This window comes from Akkermansia sp. NBRC 115031, from assembly GCF_030268505.1.
In the GTDB taxonomy this organism is placed as follows: Bacteria; Verrucomicrobiota; Verrucomicrobiia; order Verrucomicrobiales; family Akkermansiaceae; genus Akkermansia; species Akkermansia massiliensis.
Genome location: NZ_BSQU01000002.1, coordinates 155,602 through 176,429 on the forward strand (window position 1 = coordinate 155,602; position 20,828 = coordinate 176,429).

18 protein-coding genes are annotated in these 20,828 nt (G+C 53.5%); 11 read left to right on the forward strand and 7 right to left on the reverse strand.

Annotated elements, in window-relative coordinates; translation table 11 throughout:
• The first annotated feature begins 8 nt into the window (after positions 1-8).
• From truB to QSJ36_RS03420, 6 genes are all read left to right on the forward strand, one after another.
• The gene (gene truB, locus QSJ36_RS03395) at positions 9-725 is read left to right on the forward strand and encodes a tRNA pseudouridine(55) synthase TruB (RefSeq protein WP_022396397.1); all 717 of its coding nucleotides are present in this window, start codon (positions 9-11) and stop codon (positions 723-725) included.
• A 4-nt stretch (positions 726-729) separates the two neighbouring features.
• Positions 730-1,665: a riboflavin biosynthesis protein RibF gene (ribF, locus tag QSJ36_RS03400; RefSeq protein ID WP_022396396.1), complete on the forward strand. Its 936-nt coding sequence runs from the start codon at positions 730-732 to the stop codon at positions 1,663-1,665.
• A 73-nt stretch (positions 1,666-1,738) separates the two neighbouring features.
• Positions 1,739-2,077, forward strand: a complete 339-nt coding sequence (locus QSJ36_RS03405) for an aspartate 1-decarboxylase (RefSeq protein WP_067569353.1) — start codon at positions 1,739-1,741, stop codon at positions 2,075-2,077.
• A gap of 41 nt (positions 2,078-2,118) precedes the next feature.
• Complete coding sequence (gene secG / locus QSJ36_RS03410) at positions 2,119-2,598, forward strand: preprotein translocase subunit SecG (protein WP_022396394.1); 480 nt, start codon at positions 2,119-2,121, stop codon at positions 2,596-2,598.
• Positions 2,599-2,763: 165 nt separating this feature from the next.
• On the forward strand, positions 2,764-3,405 hold the full coding sequence (locus QSJ36_RS03415) for a prepilin-type N-terminal cleavage/methylation domain-containing protein (RefSeq protein WP_022396393.1): 642 nt from the start codon (positions 2,764-2,766) through the stop codon (positions 3,403-3,405).
• A gap of 158 nt (positions 3,406-3,563) precedes the next feature.
• Positions 3,564-4,631, forward strand: coding sequence for a 3-deoxy-7-phosphoheptulonate synthase (locus QSJ36_RS03420; RefSeq protein ID WP_022396392.1), 1,068 nt, complete (start codon positions 3,564-3,566; stop codon positions 4,629-4,631).
• A gap of 140 nt (positions 4,632-4,771) precedes the next feature.
• Here the strand turns inward: QSJ36_RS03420 and QSJ36_RS03425 are convergent, their stop codons facing one another.
• From QSJ36_RS03425 to guaB, 7 genes are all read right to left on the reverse strand, one after another.
• Positions 4,772-5,254 carry a hypothetical protein gene (locus tag QSJ36_RS03425; RefSeq protein WP_102727931.1) on the reverse strand — a complete coding sequence of 161 codons (483 nt, stop codon included), beginning with the start codon at positions 5,252-5,254 and terminating at the stop codon, positions 4,772-4,774.
• A gap of 235 nt (positions 5,255-5,489) precedes the next feature.
• Entirely contained in the window at positions 5,490-6,476 is a 987-nt protein-coding gene (locus tag QSJ36_RS03430) for an AEC family transporter (RefSeq protein ID WP_022396390.1), read from the reverse strand.
• Positions 6,477-6,530: 54 nt separating this feature from the next.
• Positions 6,531-7,178 carry an HAD hydrolase-like protein gene (locus QSJ36_RS03435; RefSeq protein WP_022396389.1) on the reverse strand — a complete coding sequence of 216 codons (648 nt, stop codon included), beginning with the start codon at positions 7,176-7,178 and terminating at the stop codon, positions 6,531-6,533.
• Positions 7,175-7,777, reverse strand: a complete 603-nt coding sequence (locus tag QSJ36_RS03440) for a sugar O-acetyltransferase (protein ID WP_022396388.1) — start codon at positions 7,775-7,777, stop codon at positions 7,175-7,177. Before QSJ36_RS03440 ends, QSJ36_RS03435 begins: the two co-directional genes overlap by 4 nt.
• Positions 7,778-7,846: 69 nt before the next feature.
• Entirely contained in the window at positions 7,847-8,653 is an 807-nt protein-coding gene (locus QSJ36_RS03445; protein WP_285466964.1) for a methyltransferase domain-containing protein, read from the reverse strand.
• A gap of 272 nt (positions 8,654-8,925) precedes the next feature.
• The gene (guaA, locus tag QSJ36_RS03450; protein ID WP_285466966.1) at positions 8,926-10,449 is read right to left on the reverse strand and encodes a glutamine-hydrolyzing GMP synthase; all 1,524 of its coding nucleotides are present in this window, start codon (positions 10,447-10,449) and stop codon (positions 8,926-8,928) included.
• Positions 10,450-10,461: 12 nt separating this feature from the next.
• The gene (gene guaB, locus QSJ36_RS03455; RefSeq protein ID WP_102729822.1) at positions 10,462-11,913 is read right to left on the reverse strand and encodes an IMP dehydrogenase; all 1,452 of its coding nucleotides are present in this window, start codon (positions 11,911-11,913) and stop codon (positions 10,462-10,464) included.
• A gap of 193 nt (positions 11,914-12,106) precedes the next feature.
• Between guaB and QSJ36_RS03460 the strand changes: the two genes are divergently transcribed.
• The 5 genes from QSJ36_RS03460 (at position 12,107) to QSJ36_RS03480 (ending at position 20,776) form a co-directional block, all read left to right on the forward strand.
• Positions 12,107-12,598: a low molecular weight protein-tyrosine-phosphatase gene (locus tag QSJ36_RS03460; protein WP_285466968.1), complete on the forward strand. Its 492-nt coding sequence runs from the start codon at positions 12,107-12,109 to the stop codon at positions 12,596-12,598.
• Positions 12,599-13,159: 561 nt separating this feature from the next.
• The gene (locus tag QSJ36_RS03465) at positions 13,160-18,832 is read left to right on the forward strand and encodes an RHS repeat-associated core domain-containing protein (RefSeq protein ID WP_285466970.1); all 5,673 of its coding nucleotides are present in this window, start codon (positions 13,160-13,162) and stop codon (positions 18,830-18,832) included.
• Positions 18,833-18,852: 20 nt separating this feature from the next.
• Positions 18,853-19,383 carry a hypothetical protein gene (locus QSJ36_RS03470; protein ID WP_022396382.1) on the forward strand — a complete coding sequence of 177 codons (531 nt, stop codon included), beginning with the start codon at positions 18,853-18,855 and terminating at the stop codon, positions 19,381-19,383.
• A 311-nt stretch (positions 19,384-19,694) separates the two neighbouring features.
• Positions 19,695-20,237: a hypothetical protein gene (locus QSJ36_RS03475; RefSeq protein ID WP_022396381.1), complete on the forward strand. Its 543-nt coding sequence runs from the start codon at positions 19,695-19,697 to the stop codon at positions 20,235-20,237.
• A gap of 35 nt (positions 20,238-20,272) precedes the next feature.
• A complete protein-coding gene (locus tag QSJ36_RS03480; protein WP_285466973.1) occupies positions 20,273-20,776 on the forward strand; it encodes a hypothetical protein in 504 nt (167 codons plus the stop codon).
• Positions 20,777-20,828 lie beyond the last annotated feature (52 nt).

Sequence of the window (20,828 nt, forward strand, 5' to 3'; positions counted from 1 at the left end):
CAGATTCCATGCAAGCTCCCTCGGGCGTCCTGTTGATTGACAAGGCGCAGGACATGACCTCCCACGACGTGGTGGCGATTGCGCGCCGCTCCCTGGGGATTAAGAAGATCGGCCACTGCGGCACGCTGGACCCCATGGCTACGGGGCTGCTGATGCTGGTGGTGGGAAAGGCGACCAAGCTTCAGGACAAGCTGATGTGCGAACACAAGGAATACGCCGGAACCCTGACGCTGGGAGTGGAGACCTCTTCCCAGGACGCCATGGGGGAAGTGGTGGCGGAGTATTCCGTGGACGGCGTGACGGAACAGGCCGTGCGCGAGGCGTTTGACCGGTTTGACGGCGCTTTTGAGCAGATTCCCCCGATGGTTTCCGCCATTAAAAAGGACGGCGTCCCGCTGTACAAGCTGGCCCGCAAGGGGCAGGAAGTTGTGAGGGAGCCGCGGCCCGTGGAGGTGTTCGGCCATCAAATTTCCCGCGTGGCCGTTCCGGAAGTGGACTTTACCGTTCAATGCTCCAAGGGTTTTTACGTGCGTTCCTATGCGTATGACATCGGGAAGGCGCTGGGCTGCGGAGCGCATTTGAGCGCCCTCCGGCGCATCAGGTCCGGCTCTTTTACGCTGGAGCGCGCCGTTACGGTGGACACCCTGAAAACCGCCCCCAGGGAGGAGCTGTTCCGGGCCATGCTTTCCCTGGAGGAGCTGGCGGACATTCTGATTGCCAGGTAGCAGCATGGTCATTTACCGGGAGTTCAAGGAACTGAAGGGTGTTTCTTCCCCCGTGCACTGGGCCATGGGGATGTTTGACGGGCTGCACCTGGGGCATGCCGGAGTGATTGCCGCAGCGGTGGAAGGCGCGGCCCGTGACGGAGGCATTGCCGCCGTGCTGACGTTTCGCACTCATCCGCTGGCCCGTGTCCGCCCGGAAAGCGTGCCGCCTGCCATTATGGCGGTGGATGCGGAAAAGTTCGCCCTGATGGAAGAGCTGGGGGTGAAGATGGTGCTGACGCTGGAATTTTCCTCCCGGCTGGCTTCCATGAGCCCGGAGGAATTCATCAGGGAGCTCTGCGCCTCCTGCCGCGTGGCGGAGATTGCCGTGGGGGAAGACTGGCACTTTGGCCGAGGCCGCGCGGGCGATGTGGAAACCCTGCGCCTTTTGTCCGGCCGCTACGGGTTCCGAGTGACGGCCGTTCCGCCCATCCTGCGGGACGGGGAGCGCGTGAGCAGCACCCGGATTCGCGAAGCCGTGCGTGCGGCGGATTTTTTACAGGCGGCCGGCATGCTGGGCCGTCCCTACCGCTGGAGGGGCCCGGTGATTCATGGACGCCAATTGGGACGCCTGCTGGACTACCCCACGGCCAATATGAAGCCCGGCTGCGGGTTGCAGCCTCCTCATGGCGTTTACGCCGTACGCGCCCGGGTGAACGGGGCGGAATATGGGGGCGTCGCCAACCTGGGGGTGCGTCCCACGGTGGAGGGGGATGCGGGGGAACTGTTGCTGGAAACGCATTTATTCGGCCGGCCGGGGGACATTTACGGGCAGGAAATGGAAGTGGAGCCGGTCCGGTTCCTGAGGCCGGAGGCCAAATTCCCCTCTTTGGAAGAACTGAAAAACCAGCTTGCCCGGGACGCCGCCCATGCCGCTGAAGTGTTGAAACGGGGTGAGTAAGACACAGAAAACCGTAAAATGGAGGATGACGGCTTGACCGAAAGAGCGATCGGGGGTTTGTTGTTCGGACGTCATGTTGGTTGAGCAGTTAAAATCAAAAATCCATCGCGCCATGATTACCCGTGGCGATGTTCAATATGAAGGCAGTATTGAAATTCCTGCCGATTTGATGGCCGCTGTGGACCTGTGGCCCGGAGAAAAGGTCCTCGTGGCGTCCGTCACGTCCGGAAACCGTCTGGAAACGTATGCCCTGCAGGGGCCTGCCGGTACGGGGAACATCATCATGAACGGCGGCGCGGCCCATTTGATCAAGACGGGCGAACGGGTGGTTATCATGAGCTTTGCCCTGTCGGACAAGCCCATCGTTCCCAAGAAAATCGTTTGCAACGAGCATAACGAAATCATTTCCTAGACTTTACAAACCATCTGAATTCACACATACTCCCCGCGTTCATGAACCTTTTTTTAGCAAATTCACTTAATATCAGCATTCAGTTACTCTTTGCCGTTCTGGTGATTGTGTCACTTCTCCTCCTGGGCGTGGTGCTTATGCAGAGACCCAAGCAGGAAGGGCTGGGAGCCGCTTTCGGCGCCGCCATCACGGACCAGGCCTTCGGCGCGCGGACTACGGATGTGCTGAAAAAAGCTACGGTGTACTTCGGCTCCGCCTTCATGATTCTTTGCCTGGTGCTGGGCATGCTGATCAACCGCCAGCACGTCAAGAGCTCGGAAAGTCTGCTGAGCCCGGAAATGATGAAGGCCGCCGCCAAGCAGGAAGCCTCCGTTCCCGCCAAGACGCCGGAAGAACTCCAGCAGGAGGAGCTGCGCAGGCGCGCCGCTGAGGCGGAAGCCGCTTCTTCACAGGCTCCGGCTCCCGCTGTGCCGGAAGCTCCCGCTCCTGTCTCTCCGGAAGCTCCCGCTCCCGCTAATTAAAAGAATGTTCTTTTTAAACGCCCCGGCCGTCCTCCGACAGCCGGGGCGTTTGCATGCCGGGGTCATGCGCCGCATGTTTGCCGCTCCGGAAACGCGCTTTGAAATTGGCGGTTCCGGTTGTTTTCCGCTTGCCCTGAACCGTAATTGCGCTACTCTTGGCAAAGTATGAAGGCACCTTTTTTGAACCGTAAATCCAAGGGATTCACGTTGATTGAATTGCTTGTGGTGATCGCCATTATCCTGACGCTGGCCGGCATTGCCATGACGGTGGTGAACGGCGTGATGGAAAAATCACGGGTTACCACGGCGCGGAGCGATTGCAACGGTTTGCAGACAGCCGTTGAGAACTACATGCTGGACAACGGCCGCGTTCCCGTAGCCTGGAGCGGACGGGAAATGGCCAAGCAGGCCCGCAAGGACGGACAGTATTACATGACGACCGCCGTGGATGACGACAGCCGCATCATGAGCATCCTGACCAACTACATGGACCGCGGGGATGAAGATAGGAAGCTGAATCCCAAGAAAACGGCCTATTTCAACACCACGACCACGGATGTGGAAGGTTCTCCCGGCCTGTTCTTTGAAAGCCGCGGCCGCGTGGGCCTGATGGACCCGTGGGAATCCCCCTACCACATCATTTTGAATGCCAATCCCGACGACCGCACCCCCCGCGTCCAGGTCGGTTCCCGCATGGTGACCAAGAACGTGGCCGTTTACAGCGTCGGCAAGGACAAGCAGGGCAGCACGGAGGATGGCCACATCAACAATCCGGAAATGACGGAAGACAACGTGACTTCCTGGTAACGCATTCCGGGACCGCCTGTTGAGAGACGGGACCGATTTATTTTGCGGGGCTTCCGGCTTATGGCCGCGAGGCCCCGCGATATATTCAGGCATATTGCCTCCAAACCGTATTTTTTTCTTTTCAACCACTCTCAAAAACCCCTCAATAAGTCCCAGACATGAACTGGTTCAAAACAGACGACGTACGCATTCAAGACATCGAGCCCCTGATTTCCCCCGCCATCCTGATCAAGGATTATCCGGCGACCACGGAAATCGCCAAAATGGTGGCTACGACCCGCAAGAATGCGGAGAACATCATTTCCGGCCACGACGACCGCCTGCTGGTGGTGGTGGGGCCGTGCTCCATCCATGATCCCCAGGCCGCAGTGGACTATGCCTCCCGCCTGAAGGAGCAGATGGCGCGCTTTGAAAAGGATCTGGTGATCATCATGCGCGTGTATTTTGAAAAACCCCGCACCACGGTGGGCTGGAAGGGCCTCATCAATGACCCGTTCATGAACCATACCTTTGACATTAACCGCGGCCTCCACATGGCCCGCGGGCTGTTGCTGCGCCTGGGTGACATGGGGATTCCCGCCGCCACGGAGTTCCTGGACACCATCACCCCGCAATATATAGCGGACCTGATTACGTGGGGAGCCATTGGCGCGCGCACCACGGAAAGCCAGGTGCACCGTGAACTGGCCTCCGGGCTTTCCATGCCCGTGGGATTCAAGAACGGCACCAGCGGCAGTCTCCAGATTGCCGTGGACGCCATCATTTCCTCCTCCTGCCCGCACTGCTTCCTTTCCGTGACCAAGCAGGGTGTTTCCGCCATCGTTTCCACCACGGGCAACAAGTCCTGCCACCTGATTCTGCGCGGTTCCTCCCTGGGCCCGAATTTCGATGACCAACATGTGAAGGAAGCAGCGGAAGCCTTGCAGAAGGCCGGCATCAACAACCGCATTATGGTGGACTGCTCCCACGGCAACAGCTGCAAGGATTACCGCAAACAGCCGGCGGTGGCCGCCAGCATCGCGGAACAGATTTCCGACGGTTCCGACCAGGTGGTGGCCGTAATGATTGAGAGCAACATCGTGGAAGGGGCCCAGCCGCTGAGCTCCGACCTGGTGTACGGCAAGAGCATCACGGACCAGTGCATCGGCTGGGACACCACGGTGGAAGTGCTGGAAAACCTTGCCGCCGCCGTCCGCAAGCGCCGTGCCAAACGGCAGGAAGCGTAAGTCTTCCGGTGTTGGCGGAAGACATTCCTAGTGATTAAGGACCAGGGGGTACGCCTTGGGTGATTGTACCCGGAAGCCGTAGTTCCAATCCTTTATATCTGGTTACTTTTCATTGGCCCTTCGGCGTTTTTGCCGGAGGGTCAATGGTCGTCTCCCCACAGGTAGGAATGGCGTTCGGAGATTGTTTTGCCGTGGTTGTCCTTCAGGACGAGCTTCCATGCGAGAATCTCCCCTTTTGTTTTGGCTTCATCCCCGATGAATTCAAAAACGGAATTTTGCGTGCCTCCCTTTCTCCCGGCAGGGTAGGAAATGGATTTCGTCAGGACGGCTGAACCTGTTTTTCCCTGGCGGTACATCATGACCAGGGTGGCCGCCTGTTCCGGGTTCGCATCATTCCAGGTGACGAAGTAGTATTGGCCCAGACGCTGGAGGCGCTGTTGCTGGGAGACGGCGCCATGCAGCAGGTAAGTAGCCTGGGAGCGGTGCATGCCTACATCTTCTGCAGGAACCACCGTGGTTTTCAAGGGAACCTCCCGCACATGTTCAATCCGGGAAACCTGCTCCGCACAGGAAAACAGGACCGGCAGTACGGCGGCAGTGCAAAGGGGAGCAGGAAACTTCATGGAGCCCATTCAATACACATCCGCCGGGGGAGTCAACACAAAGGTGGGAAAGCTTCAGCATGGAAATGTGGTGGGGCCCAGAAAGAATAAAGGCGTTCCAGGACTGGAATGGTTCTGCTGATGGAGTATCCAACAAGGGAACCGCATCCATGAACGGGAAAGGTTCCGGAAGCACGGAGCTGGCCCGTTTGACTGCCCCGTGTCCCAGCCGGGCGATGACGCTGCCGCGCCGCCTTTAATACAACGGCACGACCAGTGAGGAACCCAGAGCCAGCCAGCAGGGCAGCGTAAGGAAGGAAGCCACGGTAGTGGTCAGCAGGATTTGGGTGCCCAGGTCGGGATGGCCGCCGAAGCGTTTGGCCAGAATGACCGGGATGACGGCGGAGGGAATCGCCGCCTGGATGATGATGACGCGCTTGATATAGTCGTCCACCGGCAGGAAATAGGCCATCAGGAGCAGCAGCGCCGGAGCCAGTCCCAAGCGCGTCAGCAGCCCGCAGATGATGGGTTTGGGCTCCCACTTCATGTTGTGCCACAGGTCTCTCATGGAACAGCCGAACAGGATCAGGCACAGGGGCGTGGCGCAGTTGCCGATCATTTCAAAGGTTTTCATGAGAGGCGGCTGGGCTACATAGGTTCCCAGGCCAGACCAGGCGAGTGCCAGGCCCACGATGACCGCCAGCAGGGGGCCGCGGAAGAAGACGCCCATGTTCAGGTTGCCCGGACCGCCTGCGATGATGATGACGCCGATGCTCCATACGACCAGTTCACACCCCACGTTGTGGACGAAAAGGACGCCCAGCGTGGGGTCATTGCTGGCCGTGAACAGCATCTGGATAATGGGAATGACGAAAAAGGCGTAGTTCTGCACCCCCGCCGTCAGGGTGAAGGTGCGCAGGCCCGTGCCGATGCGCATGCGCAGCATTTTGGCGACCAGCCATGCGGACGCGATGCCCAGCAGAAGTTCCAGCGCTCCGGCTGCAATAGCCTGGAGGGAAAAGGAAACGCTGCTGAGCGTTTCATTCCCGGAGAGCACCATGTACTTCATGATGCTGTGGAAGACGAGGCAGGGATAGGCCACATCCATCGCGATGCGCATGATGGGCGCGTCATGGTCCGCCTGGATGACCTGCTTGTGGCGCAGATAGAAACCCGTGGCGAAGAAAAGATAAACGGGAATGGTGGAGAGGAAGGAAGTGAGGATGATGGAACCGGTGTCCATGGCGGCAGGATTGCAGGGCGCGATTGATTAAGGCAAATAAAAAAACGGAACAGGTTATGTGTTTTCCCGCGTCCGGAGCAGGAAATGCGACAGGTCCCTGATGCTGAAAAATACTTTTGAAGGGTTGGCTTCTTCCAGGCCGCGGATGTCCGCGGTAGTTCCCCAGGCGGCGGACAGGCAGGTCACGCCCGCTTTCCTGCAGGCGGTTACATCCGATACCGCATCCCCGACGTAATAAAATTCATCCTTTGCCAGGTGGCAGTCATGCAGCAGTTCCCCAATGGCTTCCGCCTTGTTCGGCCTGTCTTCCGCACCGGTCTTGACAGAGCAGAACAGATCCTGCATGCCGAATTGTTCAAGCGTGATGCGGCAGCTCTTTTCTCCTTTTCCGGTAATCAGGGCAACCAATATTCCCTCCTTTTTCAAGGTGTTGATCAATTCGCGAATGCCTTCATACGGTTTCGGGCATTCTTCATGCATCTTTTCATAAACCGGGTAAAAATCATGAAGGGCTTCCTGCCATTTTTCCCCGGCGACCATTTTAATCATTCCTACTTCATTCAGGCCGAAGGTCTGCGTAATTTCCCGTTCGCTCAGCGTACGGCCCGCGTAGGGGGAAACTGCTTTTTCAAACGCCCGGATGCACATGGGGACCGTCTCCCCTATCGTCCCGTCCAGGTCAAAAGCGATCAGTTTAATCATTGTTCGCGATTCCCGTTGATTTTACGGATAACCCTGCAGGGGTTTCCCGCCGCCAGGCTGTCGGGGGGAATGTTTTTGGTGACCACGCTTCCGGCGCCGATGACGCTGCCTTTTCCGATCGTGATTCCCGGCAGGATGATGACGCCGCCGCCAATCCAGCAGCCGTCTTCTATCGTCACCGGAAGGGCGAAGGTATGGCGAATGTATTCCATGCCCTCCGCCGTTTCCACGGGAGTGAGGCGCTCATTCAGCTCAATGGGGTGCGTAGCGGTGTAAATCTGCACATTGGGAGCGATGAGCACATTGCTGCCGATGGTGATCCTGTTGCAGTCCACGAACGTGCAGCCCGTATTGACGGTGACGTTGTTCCCGATGTGGATGTTGCGCCCGTAGTCGCAGGTGAAGGAATGACCGATGGATACTTTGGCGCCGATGCTGCCCAGCATTTCCTTCAACACCTGGCGCTTTTCCTCCTTATGGTCGTAAGGCAGGGAATTGTACTTCATCAGGAGCCGGTGGGTCTTGCTCTTGAATTCCAGAAACACCGGGTCATGGCAGTCATACCATTCGCCCGCCATGCATTTTTCCAGTTCAGTCATTGTCTTTTTCCCTTTGTTGTTGATTATGGACTGTGGCAGCCATTCTGCCGAGCGATCGTGAATGAATGCTCATTTTGCAGGGTATGCAGATGCTTTCAAGCTAAATGACATGGGATACTTGTCCCTGTTGCAGCTATACGCATATAGCCCTTTCTTTGAAGAAGAAGCCTGCATATTTCCAGAATCATAAAAGTTTTCAGCATGTTCATTAAAATATTCAATGTGCAGACCGGCCCTCGTCAATGAATTAATAATATCCGAAACCGTATGCATCCAGAAATAGGATTTTACGCCATCTTTCGGTTCACAGGCGTATCCGCCGATGGAACTATCCACAGAGGGAATTTTACTGAAATAGGGGTATTTAATCTCGAAAACTTCCTTGTCCAGTTTGCTCTCATCAAAGGAAAGAAAAAATGGGTGTGAATCAAATACATACAAATAGCCGTTATCCTTTAAAAGGCTGCGAATGGTATTCGCCCATACATTCAAATCGGGAAGCCATCCCAATACTCCCTCCGAGGTAAAGACAATATCGTATTTTCCATCATGAATTTTTGATAAATTCATGATGTCGGCTTCAATGAATTTTACGTTTTTAAAATTAAAATCGCCGGCAAGTTTATTTGCAAAAAATATGTTGTCAGGAACTAAATCTACCCCTACCACGCTTTTAGCTGTTTTGGCAAGTATCAATGTATCTGCACCGGTATTACACTGTAAATGGATTATTTCCTTGCCTGATATGTCACCCAGTTCTTCCTGTATATAATGGTTCAAGTGAAGATTATCATCACTTAGTAAAGCTTTAAAGTGATGATAATGCTCTTCTGATATTTTACCCCAAGCCTGCTTGTTAGATTCAATTTCAATCATGCAATATTGCCTTCTTGTTATTATAAATACCTTTTTTACTCCTCCATCGCAGGAAGTGATATACGATGCTATTCTGCAAATTACCAGCAGGGAGCAGCGGTGCACCGCCCCTTGCCATTGGCAAGGAACGGTGCCTGCGCTTTGTGGCAAACAAAAGGTTAAAGATAAACTAAACTTTAACCTCGCTGGGTTTATCCTCTCGCCATGCAATAGAGATCGAAAGACCTGTATTCATGGGACTTTACAGCCTCCCTTTTAGGGGCGGTATAGTATTACTCCCACTCAATGGAGGCCGGGGGCTTGGTGGAAATATCGTAAAGGACGCGGTTGATGCCCTTCACTTCATTGAGGATGTGGTTGCTGGTTTCACGCAGCAGGGCCGGGGGCAGTTCTACCCAGTCCGCCGTCATGGCGTCTTCCGACACGATGGCGCGCAGGTTGGTGGCCCATTCATAGGAACGTTCGTCCCCTTTCACGCCCACCGTTTTCACCGGGATGAGGCCGGCGTAGGCCTGCCAGACCTTTTCATACCAGCCGTATTTCTTCAGGTTGCCGATGAAGATGGCGTCACACTCCCGGATGATGTCCAGGCGGTCCCTGGTGACTACGCCGGGGCAGCGCACGGCCAGGCCGGGGCCGGGGAAGGGGTGGCGCCACAGGATGTCGTGCGGGATGCCCATGGAGGCGCCCAGTTCGCGCACCTCGTCCTTGAACAATTCCGCCAGGGGTTCCAGCACCTTCCCCTGCGCCTGGAGTTCCAGCACGCGCTCCACGCGGTTGTGGTGTGTCTTGATGACGGAGGCCTTGGACTTGGCGTTGGAGGCGCTTTCAATCACGTCCGGATAAAGGGTGCCCTGGGCGAGCATTTCCGCGTCTCCCACAGCGTCCCAGAATACGTCGATGAACAGGCCGCCGATGATGCGGCGCTTCTTTTCCGGGTCGCCTTCCCCGGCCAGGGCCGTCAGGAAGCGTTCGGAAGCGTCCACCGTTTCAATTTCCACGTTCATGCGGGCGAAATTGGTGCGTACCTCATCGGCCTCATTCTTGCGAAGCAGACCGTTGTCCACGAAAATGGCGCGCATGTTCACGCCTGCCTCATGCAGCAGGACGGCCAGCACGGTGCTGTCCACGCCGCCGGAGACGCCGCAGACCACCTGCTTGTTGCCCACGCGTTCCCGGATTTCCCGGATGAGCTGCCTCTTGAAGTCGCCGATATCGAATTTCTTGAGGTTGGCGGCGCAGGAGAGGAAGTTGCGCAGGATGGTGCGCCCTTCATGGGAATGGGTCACTTCCGGATGGAACTGGATGCCGAAAGTTGCTTCCCCCCACTGGAGGGAGACGGGGACGCCTTCCGCGTTGCGGGCGATGACCCGGCAGCCTTCCGCCAGGTGGTCCACCGTATCCGAATGGCTCATCCATACCTGGGAGGAGGGGGACATGTCCCGGTACAGGCCCGTGCAGGCTTCCGGAAGCAGGGCGGCGGGGCCGTATTCCCGCTTGTTGCTGGCCTTGACGGAACCGCCGTGCTTGATGTTCAGCAATTGCATGCCGTAGCACACGCCCAGGACGGGGACGTTCAGGCTTTTGAGCCATTCAAAGTCAATATCCGGGGCGTCTGCGTCCGTGGTGCTTTTGGGACCTCCGGAAAGGATGACGGCGCCGGGTTCGTGAATCTGGTCCAGGTCTTCCAGCGCGTACAGTTTGGCCATGTAGCCCAGTTCGCGCACGCGGCGCACAATAAGCTGGGTGTATTGGGAGCCGAAGTCAATGACGGCTACGAGGTGCTTGTCGTCCATGGGAGAGAGGGTTTAACAGGAATAGTTGATGGGTTCTTCCGTGATGGTGATGTCGTGGGGATGGCTTTCCTTCAGGCCGCCGGAGGTGATTTGGACGAACCGGGCCTTGTCCCGGAGTTCCGTCAGGCTGTGTGCGCCCAGGTAGCCCATGCCGGAACGCAGGCCGCCCATGAGCTGGAAAACCACGTCCGCCAGCATGCCCTTGTACGGGACGCGCGCTTCCACGCCTTCCGCAACGAGCTTGCCGGAGCTGTTCTGCCCGTAGCGGTCGCCGGAGCCACGGCGCATGGCGCCCAGGGAGCCCATGCCGCGGTATTGCTTGAAGTGGCGGCCCTGATAGTGGACCACCTTGCCGGGGCTTTCTTCCGTGCCGGCCAGCAGGCCGCCCAGCATCACCAGGTCAGCGCCGGCGGCCAGGGCTTTCACGATGTCCCCGGAATAGCGGATGCCGCCGTCTGCAATGACGGTGACGCCCGCGGGACGCGCTACGGAGGCTACCTCCTGAATGGCGGTGAACTGGGGCATCCCCACGCCGGAAATGACGCGGGTGGTGCAGATGGAGCCGGGGCCCACGCCCACCTTGATGGCCTGCACGCCCGCCTTGATAAGGTCGGAGGCTCCTTCCGCCGTCACCACGTTGCCGGCCACGATGGGGCGGTCCGTCAGCTTGCGGAGGTTGGAAACCACGTCCATGACGCGGGTGGTGTGGCCGGTGGCAGCGTCAATAAACAGGGCGTCCGCTCCGGCGGAAACCAGCGCCTTGGCGCGGTCCAGGTAATCAGGGCCCACACCCACGGCGGCGCCGCAGCGCAGGTGGCCGTGCTCGTCCTTGGAAGCGTCTGCAAACATGGCGCGCTTCTGGATGTCCGTTTCCGTGATGAGGCCGGCCAGCACGCCGTTTTCATCCACCAGGGGAAGCTTTTCAATGCGGTGGGTATAAAGAATGTGGCGCGCTTCCTCAATGGTGGTGGTGGGAGCCGCCGTAATCAGGCGGGAAAGGGGGGTCATTACGTCCTTGACCCGGATGTTCTGGTAATCGTCCACGCCGCGCATGTCGCGTCCGGTGACGATGCCTTCCAGCCTGCGGTTGGCGTCCACCACGGGGAAGCCGGAGTAACCCTGGTCCATCATGATCTGATGGACTTCTTCCAGCGTCATGTCCTTGTTCACCGTGACGGGGTTCGGTATGACCGCGTTTTCAAAACGCTTCACGCGGGAAACCATGGCCGCCTGGATGTCGATGGGATTATTGCGGTGAATGACGGCCAGGCCGCCTTCCCGTGCCAGGGCAATCGCCAGTTCCGATTCGGAAACGGTATCCATGGCTGCGGACAGCACGGGAATTTTCATGTCAAAACCGGGAACAAGCTGGGAACTGATGTCCGCATCACCGGGAAGAATCGCGCTCAGGCGGGGCAGCAGGAGCACGTCATCAAAACTTAATCCAAGAGGGAGATCTGCCATGCGATAATCTACAGCCAGACACCCTCTGACGCAAGCCGAAACACAGGGGAATCTTATTTTGGGGCGGCACGGCGGCGTTCTGCGCTTTGCTCCCTGCGTTGTCCCGGCGTGTGTCTGTTTTCCGTACAGGAAACTCTTCCCTCTTGATCCGGGGAAACGCCTTGCCTATCCTGAAAGAAAAGAAATGCCTTTCATGAATGCTCCCGAACCCTACCGAGTCCTGTTTGTCTGCCTGGGCAACATCTGCCGTTCTCCTGCGGCGGAAATCATTTTTAAGAAGATGGTGAAGGAACAAGGTTTGGAAAACCTGATTGAAAGCGATTCCGCCGGAATGATCGGCTACCACCGGGGCAGCCCTCCGGATCGCCGGATGCTCGCGTCGCTGGAGAAATACGGCTACAGCGATCCGGGAATCAAATCACGCCCCGTGCGGAAGGATGATCTGGAACAGTTCGACCTGGTTGTGGGAATGGACCGGGAGAATCTGCGGGATTTGAAACGGCTGGACAAAAGAGGGCAATGGGAAGGAAAGATTGTTCCCATGTGCTTTTTCACCACCCGTTTTCTGGATGAGGAAGTGCCGGATCCCTACTATGGAGGCCAGGAAGGCTTTGACCATGTGGTGGAATTGCTCCAGGACGGCTGCGCCAACCTTTTAGAGAACTTGAAGGAGCAGCTCTCCTGAATGATAAAAATGTATCGAGGGAAGGATATTCTTCCCTTTCGTCTCAAGCGATTCCCGTGCCGTGTTCTGCTGGGAAAGGACCGGTTTATGCCCGGAATGAGGATTGGTCATTATTCCGGGCGATGGGAAGTCAGCCGGTATTCAATGAAGCTTCCTCAGTAGTGGGGAAAATCCCCTCTTTCTCATGAGAAAGAAGTAGTTTGGCTGCCAGAGTGAATGAAATGGCAGATATTCTTATGGCCCCTGGATAGCGTCTATTCCGTTTTGGGCGTGTTGAAGAGTAAAAATTAGTTGGCATAGATAATGAATTGATAAAGTTATTGCTGGCATTCCCGTGTTGGAATCAAGCAATGATTGATAATCAATGATTAATCTATTTCAACCATGAAAGAACAATTTAACGACGATATTAATTCCCTGACAGGGGGGCGCAGTTCCGACAGCGGAGGAAAACCGACGCCCATCGATGAAAGCACTCCGGATGCTTTTGACCGGAATTGGAATTGGGAATTTGAGGTGCGCCCGCTGGGGCCTTCTGAAACGGCCAAATGCTTTGTCACCATGGGTGCCGATGATTTGGCGACGCTGACGGTGGATCAAAAGGAGATCATGAACCTCGGTCCGCGCGGGCCGGAAGGAGGCGGTACCTATGATCCGAAGGAAACCTCATTTGACATCGAGGGAGGGAAGCATGAGGCTCATTTGGAATATCAAAACATTACCCTCAAAGACCATAAGAAGAATGTTGCCAAGCTTACCTTTGATATGAACGTGGTCATCACTGACCATCAGACTGGTTCTTCCTCTTCCTATGTCCCTCCGGATACGCAAACGGAACCGGTGGACAATGACGACGAAGGCGAAGACGATCCATGCGGTTCCAGCAGCGGAGGGAGCAGCAGTTCTCCCAACAGCAGCTCCAGCAATCCATGTCCGGACGGCAACAATGGGGGAGATGAAGACGGTGATGAGCCGGTGGGCAATCCTTCCTCTTCAGACGGATGCATGGATAACACGGGAGGAGCGGAACCCCCTCCCACAGCTCGCAGCAGGTTTTCTTCCGCCTCCCTGTACGGCAGCATTTCTTCCGCCGGTAAGCGCGTAACCACTCAGACCAGGAAAACCAGCATGGTGTGGCGCACCAATTTCGGAGCTTTCCGGGGGATGGAAGGAATGCCTTATGGCATGCTGGAAATTGTAGCTTACAACTTTTCTTCCAAATTATGGACGCCCGCCGCTCTTCAATACCTGCACCCGATGGCAAGCAGTATCCAGCCGCCTCCCGGAGGCAGCTTGAGAGCGGACACGGCTTTTCAGATCAGGAATGGGGGTACCAATGTCAATTATTACTGCTATGCTGGCGCGGCCAGCGCAGGCTCCATAGGCGGGTCCAAGAAACGGGGTGGCTCCGTTTCCATGACTTACGCCCAAGAGAGCAGCCGTACTGCCAATGCAGCTTCTCTTTTTTCTACGGAAATGCGCGTGAGCAATAACAGGGGAAATTCCGTTCTGTACGGAGGGGCTTCACTCTCTTCCCTAAAGAACGCTACCGGGTATGTTTCCAAGCTTGGTTCTTCCTATACGGCGCAGGATTTTTCCCAATATCTGGACATCGTGCGGGGGAGTGACGGAAACATCCGCCAGATATGGAACCTGTGGGATGGCCTTGCCAGCATTGAACATGTGACGGCTGACGGCTATGTGATTGCCTTTTATCTGCCGGAGCAGGTGGGGGAAAAAGCGAATGGCGTTTATCCCGTCACGGGTACTCCGTTTAAGACTTTCTCCATTTCCGGAGATACGGCAACCAGCAAACTCACGGTCACGGAACAGGCTGAAGGCCGTTCCCCCTATGTCACCCGTTATTGGCAGGGAATGGGAGGCGCCTGGTGCATGTCCCAGGGTGAAGGAGAAGACGCCATTTACACCCTGCGGGAAAAACAGGCTATCACTTCCACCACATGGAAATTGATCACTACCGTTCAGCGCGGAGAAACAGGAACACCCATTTCTCGCGTGTGTGAAACTTATGAACAGACCTCCAAGGGGAACCTTTGCACCAGCCGAATTGAAGCCTACGGCACTGATTATGCCCGGGAAACCACTTACGATTATAACAGCATAGGAAAACTGTCACGGGAAACTGCTCCCGACGGGAGTGTCAAGACGTGGGCCTACGACGCTTTTGGTCGTGAAACAGTTCGCATGGAACCCTGGTCCGGAGGGGAAAGAAAAGGCACCTACACCTATTACCGGTACTCGGACCGTCCGGATCCGGATATCATCCACCAATATGTCGTTCTTACCATCAAAGCTGTACGGTTAAGGGACACGCACTACACCTATGAGGAAGCCAATGATGTGCGCCGTGTGACCAAGCGGACGGCTGCCCTGGGTGCGGAAGGAGAGCAAGTGGAAATAACGGAAACATGGATGCCCTCAGCTTCCAATGTCCATGCAAGGGGCCGGTTGAAGATGCGGCAGGCCGTCAATGGGGTACAGACCTCTTACGAGTATGAAGCAGACAGTCAATACGGCGCCCTGTACAGGATCACGGCGGAAACCCGGGTTGGGGGAGAGGCTGTGCCGGGGCAGAGCAAGCGCAAATTGACTTACGTGTCCGCACAGGGCACCAACACCCGGATAGAAAAATACGCTTTTCTGATGGATGGAACCTGGGCATTGACAGATACGGCGGACTACGAATATGACAAGGAGAGGCGATGGATCAAGCGCACGCGCGGCAACGAACGCGTGACGGAACGTGAAATGATGTGTTGCGGCCCCTTGTGGGAAAAGGATGAAGACGGAGTAATGACCACCTACTCCTACAACACGGCCCGCCAGCTTGTGGAAACCATTCGTTCGGCTACGGAAACTACTCCGGAGACCATTGTCAGCTACACGCGGGACGCTTTTGGCAGAGCCCTGGCGATACGGCGGGACGTCGGTCCCATGGCAACCAGTGAAGGGCGGGAATACAACCTGCTGGGGCAGCTTGTTCGTGAAACGGACGTGCTTGGGAGAGACCATGCCTATGCCTATAGTGAGGATGGATTGACGAAAACCGCTACCACGCCGGCAGGAGCCACGCTTGTCACCCGCCGCCATGCGGATGGAACCATTTTGGAACAAAGCGGAACGGGACAGAGGCATTTGCTTTATCAAACGGAATGCACGGAAGAAGGGATTCTCCATTCCACCCTTATACCGCAGGAAGCCGGGGAACCGGTCCTTATGGAACAATCTGTAACGGATGGCTGGGGCAACGTAGTCCGTCTTTCCCGGGCCAATGCCAACGGCGGCCTCATCCATGAACGATACAGTTTTGATACAAAGAACAGGCTGTTGCGGAAAGGGACGGACGGCATGGCTCCGATGCTCTACGACTATGACTTCTTCGGCAACGTGGTGAAAGAGACCTGGAAGTTGGCGGAAGAACCTGCTCCGGCTAACTCCCATATAACAGAATACTCCTATGCCTGTGAACGGAGGGAAGACGGCATATACCGTGTGAAGACTGTGGTGAATTACAATAGTTACGGGCTGCCTTACTCGAAAAGCACGGCGAGGCTGGTCTCTTTCCTGTCTCCAGTCGTTGCTGAAAAGATCATCTCTTCGGATACGAGAGGCAATGAAATTCCGGAATGGATGGAATATACGGCTCCCGGCAAACGTACAATCAGGAAACAGGTTCCTGATTCCATAGTCATTGCAGAAGTGCTTGTCATTGATGGGTATGAAGTCTCCAAAAAGGATTTCGCAAACATGACTACGACTGCGGCGCGTTCCTACACGGCCACGGGGAAAAAGGAAATCCTTACGGACACGCGCGGCAATGAAACCACGATCATGTTTGATCTTGCCGGGCGCGAAACCGGGAGAACAGACGCTGCCGGCAATACGGTTACGACTGTCTATGATCCGGTGACGGCATTGCCCTCCTGCATCACGGACGCACTGGGGAAAACGGCTTGCTATGCTTACGATTTGCGCGGACGCAAGACTGCTGAATATGGTACGGCAGCGCAGCCCTCTGTTTTTGCTTACGACGATGCGGACAGGTTGGTAGAACTCAAAACTTTCCGGGCTCCGGAAGAAACCATAGCAGGTGATCCGCGTGAACGGACGGATGGCGATACCACCGTGTGGAGCTATGATGAAGGCTCCGGCCTCATGACGGCAAAAACCTATGCTGACGGGCATGGGGAAACCTATTCCTATGACGGGTGGAACAGGCTGGTGACCAAATCACAAGCCCGGACGGTTGATGAACAGGGAACTCATCTTATGACGACTTACGGCTATGATGAGTTGACGGGAAATCTGCTCTCTGTCACCCACAATGATGCGACGCCGGCCATAGGCTACACATATAACCATCTCAATCTCCTTACGCAGGTAACGGATGATTCCGGTACGCGCACGATTTCCTATAACCAATATAATGAAGCGGTACAGGAAAATACGGCAGGTCTGGTTGCCAGCCGGCTTGACTACCAAAGAGACAGTCTGGGACGATTTCCTGGCTATAGTTTGCAATACAAAGATGATGTTGTTTTTCAAACCATTTGGAATTATGATATGTATAAACGCCTTGGCACTGTTTCCCTCAGGCGTGCAGGCGACCGGTTTACCTACGGCTATCATGCAGTTCATGGGCTTTTGGAAACGCTCACCTATCCCAACGCCCTCAAGAGATGGTATGCCCGGGAGGAAAAACGTGACTTGCTGACTAAAATAGCCTACCAGCGTCCCGGGAGCGCCGACTATTTAGCTAAAGTCGACTATACTTACGATGCACTGGGGCGCCCCCTGGAAAAGAAGGATTACTTTAATACTCCCAATCCCGATCTTACTCATGTTTACACGTATAATGACCGGGACGAACTGGTTGCCGACGTGATGAACCGGGGCGGAACGTACAGCTACTCCTATGACAATATCGGTAACCGGTTGACCTCACAGGAAGGAGCGGAAGCGGCTCCCACCGTTTATTTGTCAAATAATCTCAACCAGTACATTTCCGGTGATCGGGAACCCTCACAGGAAGAAACGGGAGAAGTTACAATCGTCTATGAGACAAATAGTCTCAACCAATACACTTCCATTATCGGCGGAGAAGAAAGTCCTTTGATACGGGAGTACGACGAAGACGGCAACCAGATTAAGGTAAAAACCTCTACAGGCGAGTGGGAGGTAAAGTATAACGCCTTGAATCAGGCGGTCAGATTCACGCAGGATGCCAAGCGGGTGGAATGCCGTTACGACTACCTGAACAGGAGAGTGGAAAAAACAGTCTATGAAGGAGAAATGCTGGTGTCCCGGAAACGGTTTATTTACTGTGGTTTTCTCCAACTTGCGGAACTGGATGCAGCCAATGCAACGGAAACGGTGCAACCCGTTCTTCGGAAAACCTATCTATGGGATCCTATGGAGTCCACGGCAACACGAATCCTGGCAATGACCACATTCGACGAAACGGGTACCTATGTGGAAAACCTTTTTTATACGCATGATCTGTTGAAAAATACTACAGGTCTATTCGATACCCAGGGAGAATGCCGCGCCCTGTATGAATACGGCCCATACGGCAATGTTCTCAGGATGGAAGGCAATATGGCGAAGGATAATCCCTTCCGTTTCTCCAGTGAATATGCGGATGATGAATTAGGTCTGGTATATTATAATTACAGATATTATAATATTTTAAACGGTAGATGGTTGAATAGGGAGCCCATTGGAGAGGATGGTAATTTCAATTTATATAGAATGGTTTATAATAATCTTTTCACGTTTATCGATTATACTGGGAGTATCCCAGTGAAAACACCGGATGCTGCGATGACCAACTCTCCTTCTTATCTCGCGGATATAGCAAGAGCGACTCGAGGCATTACATCATCATCTAATATATCTCGAAGAGCTGCAAGAGTTGCGGCTGCGGCTGCGGCTGTTGTCATCGCTACCCGGAAAGGCTGTAAACCCTGTAAGCCCCCGGCTGGATCGAAACGGCATGACATTGCCAAACCAGGATCCAGAGAAAGAGGAGCTCACAAGTGTGATACTGTAGGTCACGTTAAAGTATGGACGATGAATCAGGCTCCATTTCCATCATGCATATGCAATTGGAATGGTCCTGTTACTTTGGAAAACACACAAACTCCACCAGAAGGAAGTGCCCCGGATGGCCCTCCCCCTCCTAATCCCGCTGGTGGCGGAGGCCCTTTATAATATAGAACAAAAATAATTCTATGCAAAAAACTATTTATTATCCCGAAGGCTTGCCAGTTAGAACAGGCGATATAGTGTGGAATAATGAGGGTGTGAATGTACGCAAAGTGATAAGTATTGTCACGGAAGAAGAGGCTAAACAGGTGTTTGTTGCAGATGGCGTGACAGATGGGGCCGGATTTTTCTGGTCGCGTTATATCGGTGAATCGGATTTAGGTATCCTTGGCTTTGAATCGAAAGAATCTTTTGAAGAAGAAGGCGTAGGAAAACTCTCTCGACCAGAATTATTATGCGTGAAATTTTTATTTCATTTGCTGGGAAAGCAGATCGGTTTGAATATATGGAATAATAAAGATTATCTGTATTATCCTGTTCTGTGGCCAGAGGAAAGGGAAGACGGAAAATATGAATGGATATGGTATTTGTTTTTCCAACCGTATCGCCCACCAGTCACATCGTTTGATGAAGAACAGTGCTTTCGGTTTGATGAATATCGATGGCATTTTGAAAAAGTGGATCGGAAAAAGCAGGATTTGGTTCGAGGTCTGTAACAAGTATTATGTTTTAAGTACTAAACATAAATATAATTTCTATCTTCTATCCTTTAAAGTAGAATGGAAGCAGCCTTTATAGAATACAGTTCATAAGCTTGTTACATGTTTGATTAAAGTTTAATTCAATCAATGCTAGACCTGTTCTTTTATTTTCCCCTAGGCAGAGATATGATGATATTAAGTACATTTGCCTGCAAAATATGGATCCAATAGTTAGGCAGGAAGTCTGCACTGTGGGCAGGAAACTGGCCCTAGCATGAATCGGAGAGTTATTATTGCATGAGAATAAAGAAAAAGCGTAAATTAACATGGCTATGATTTATCCTTCCGAGATTCTCAATAATATGATCCACGAAGTGGAAAAAGCATTTCCGTTGGAAACTCCTGTTTTTCCAACAAGTAGTATTCGCGATCTCATTGAAAACCCCGACCATCCGGATGATGAAGGGCGAGAATGCGGCGAACCGTTTTTGAACCAACGCTGGATTGATGTTCCTGCTATACAATGGTACTATAACGCCGAGTTTGTGAGTTTTGCTGCAAGTAGTGCTCTTGCCTATTTTCTCCCGTCAATCATAAGGCTTTCTTATCTTGAGGAAATAGCAAATGAAAAAAGGTACATGAGTGACACGAGGGAATGGATGATGAATGTACTAACTGGAATTAATTTTTGGGGAGAAGAAGTGCATTGGCGGATAAAAACTACAAATGATATCTATCATTCGTATACAAAAAAACAACTTGACTTAGTCAGAAATTGGATTTTATTCGAAAATAGAAAGCACAACGATGAATCCGGTTGTACTCATGCTCTTGACTTGGTAGATAGGGCAGCAAAAAAATTAATATAAATATGGCTTATTATTCCCATGAGAGTCTGAATAATATGATTCAGGAAGTGGAAAAAGAGTTTCCTCTTGGAAATTCTTTTTTTCCGACAACCAACATTCGGGAGCTCATTGGAAATCCGGATTATCCTGATGATGAAGCAACAGAATGTGTCAAACCATTTTTAAATAAACGTTGGATTGATGTTCCTGCCATTCAATGGTATCACAATGCAGAGTTTATCAATTTTTCATCGACCTGTGCCCTTTCATATTTTTTCCCTTCTATTATCAGGAATTCCTATATGGAGGAAATATCAGGAGCAAATAATTATATGATAGACACTGAGGAATGGATGATGAATAAACTTATTATAATTTGTTTTTCAGAAAGAATACGGGACTATGTACAAATAGAAGTAGATTATATATATCATTCCTATACAAAAGATCAACTCAGCATCGTTAGGAAATGGATATTATTTCAAAATAAGGATAATTATTTTACTGATGGATGTGATAATGCCTTAAAAATATTAGACATGGCAATAAGGAATAAGTAACAATTCATATGTTAATTCTTAGGGATATGTCCTCTACAATGGAATAACTAAC

What these genes read in the sequence shown, in the direction of transcription:
- ribF (WP_022396396.1), top strand. Translation starts at nt 730, where the DNA reads ATGGTCATTTACCGGGAGTTCAAGGAACTGAAGGGTGTTTCTTCCCCC.
- QSJ36_RS03425 (WP_102727931.1), bottom strand. Translation starts at nt 5,254, where the DNA reads ATGAAGTTTCCTGCTCCCCTTTGCACTGCCGCCGTACTGCCGGTCCTG.
- QSJ36_RS03415 (WP_022396393.1), top strand. Translation starts at nt 2,764, where the DNA reads ATGAAGGCACCTTTTTTGAACCGTAAATCCAAGGGATTCACGTTGATT.
- QSJ36_RS03405 (WP_067569353.1), top strand. Translation starts at nt 1,739, where the DNA reads ATGTTGGTTGAGCAGTTAAAATCAAAAATCCATCGCGCCATGATTACC.
- QSJ36_RS03460 (WP_285466968.1), top strand. Translation starts at nt 12,107, where the DNA reads ATGAATGCTCCCGAACCCTACCGAGTCCTGTTTGTCTGCCTGGGCAAC.
- QSJ36_RS03480 (WP_285466973.1), top strand. Translation starts at nt 20,273, where the DNA reads ATGATTCAGGAAGTGGAAAAAGAGTTTCCTCTTGGAAATTCTTTTTTT.
- QSJ36_RS03470 (WP_022396382.1), top strand. Translation starts at nt 18,853, where the DNA reads ATGCAAAAAACTATTTATTATCCCGAAGGCTTGCCAGTTAGAACAGGC.
- QSJ36_RS03420 (WP_022396392.1), top strand. Translation starts at nt 3,564, where the DNA reads ATGAACTGGTTCAAAACAGACGACGTACGCATTCAAGACATCGAGCCC.
- QSJ36_RS03465 (WP_285466970.1), top strand. Translation starts at nt 13,160, where the DNA reads ATGGGTGCCGATGATTTGGCGACGCTGACGGTGGATCAAAAGGAGATC.
- QSJ36_RS03440 (WP_022396388.1), bottom strand. Translation starts at nt 7,777, where the DNA reads ATGACTGAACTGGAAAAATGCATGGCGGGCGAATGGTATGACTGCCAT.
- QSJ36_RS03475 (WP_022396381.1), top strand. Translation starts at nt 19,695, where the DNA reads ATGGCTATGATTTATCCTTCCGAGATTCTCAATAATATGATCCACGAA.
- QSJ36_RS03430 (WP_022396390.1), bottom strand. Translation starts at nt 6,476, where the DNA reads ATGGACACCGGTTCCATCATCCTCACTTCCTTCCTCTCCACCATTCCC.
- guaA (WP_285466966.1), bottom strand. Translation starts at nt 10,449, where the DNA reads ATGGACGACAAGCACCTCGTAGCCGTCATTGACTTCGGCTCCCAATAC.
- guaB (WP_102729822.1), bottom strand. Translation starts at nt 11,913, where the DNA reads ATGGCAGATCTCCCTCTTGGATTAAGTTTTGATGACGTGCTCCTGCTG.
- QSJ36_RS03435 (WP_022396389.1), bottom strand. Translation starts at nt 7,178, where the DNA reads ATGATTAAACTGATCGCTTTTGACCTGGACGGGACGATAGGGGAGACG.
- truB (WP_022396397.1), top strand. Translation starts at nt 9, where the DNA reads ATGCAAGCTCCCTCGGGCGTCCTGTTGATTGACAAGGCGCAGGACATG.
- secG (WP_022396394.1), top strand. Translation starts at nt 2,119, where the DNA reads ATGAACCTTTTTTTAGCAAATTCACTTAATATCAGCATTCAGTTACTC.
- QSJ36_RS03445 (WP_285466964.1), bottom strand. Translation starts at nt 8,653, where the DNA reads ATGATTGAAATTGAATCTAACAAGCAGGCTTGGGGTAAAATATCAGAA.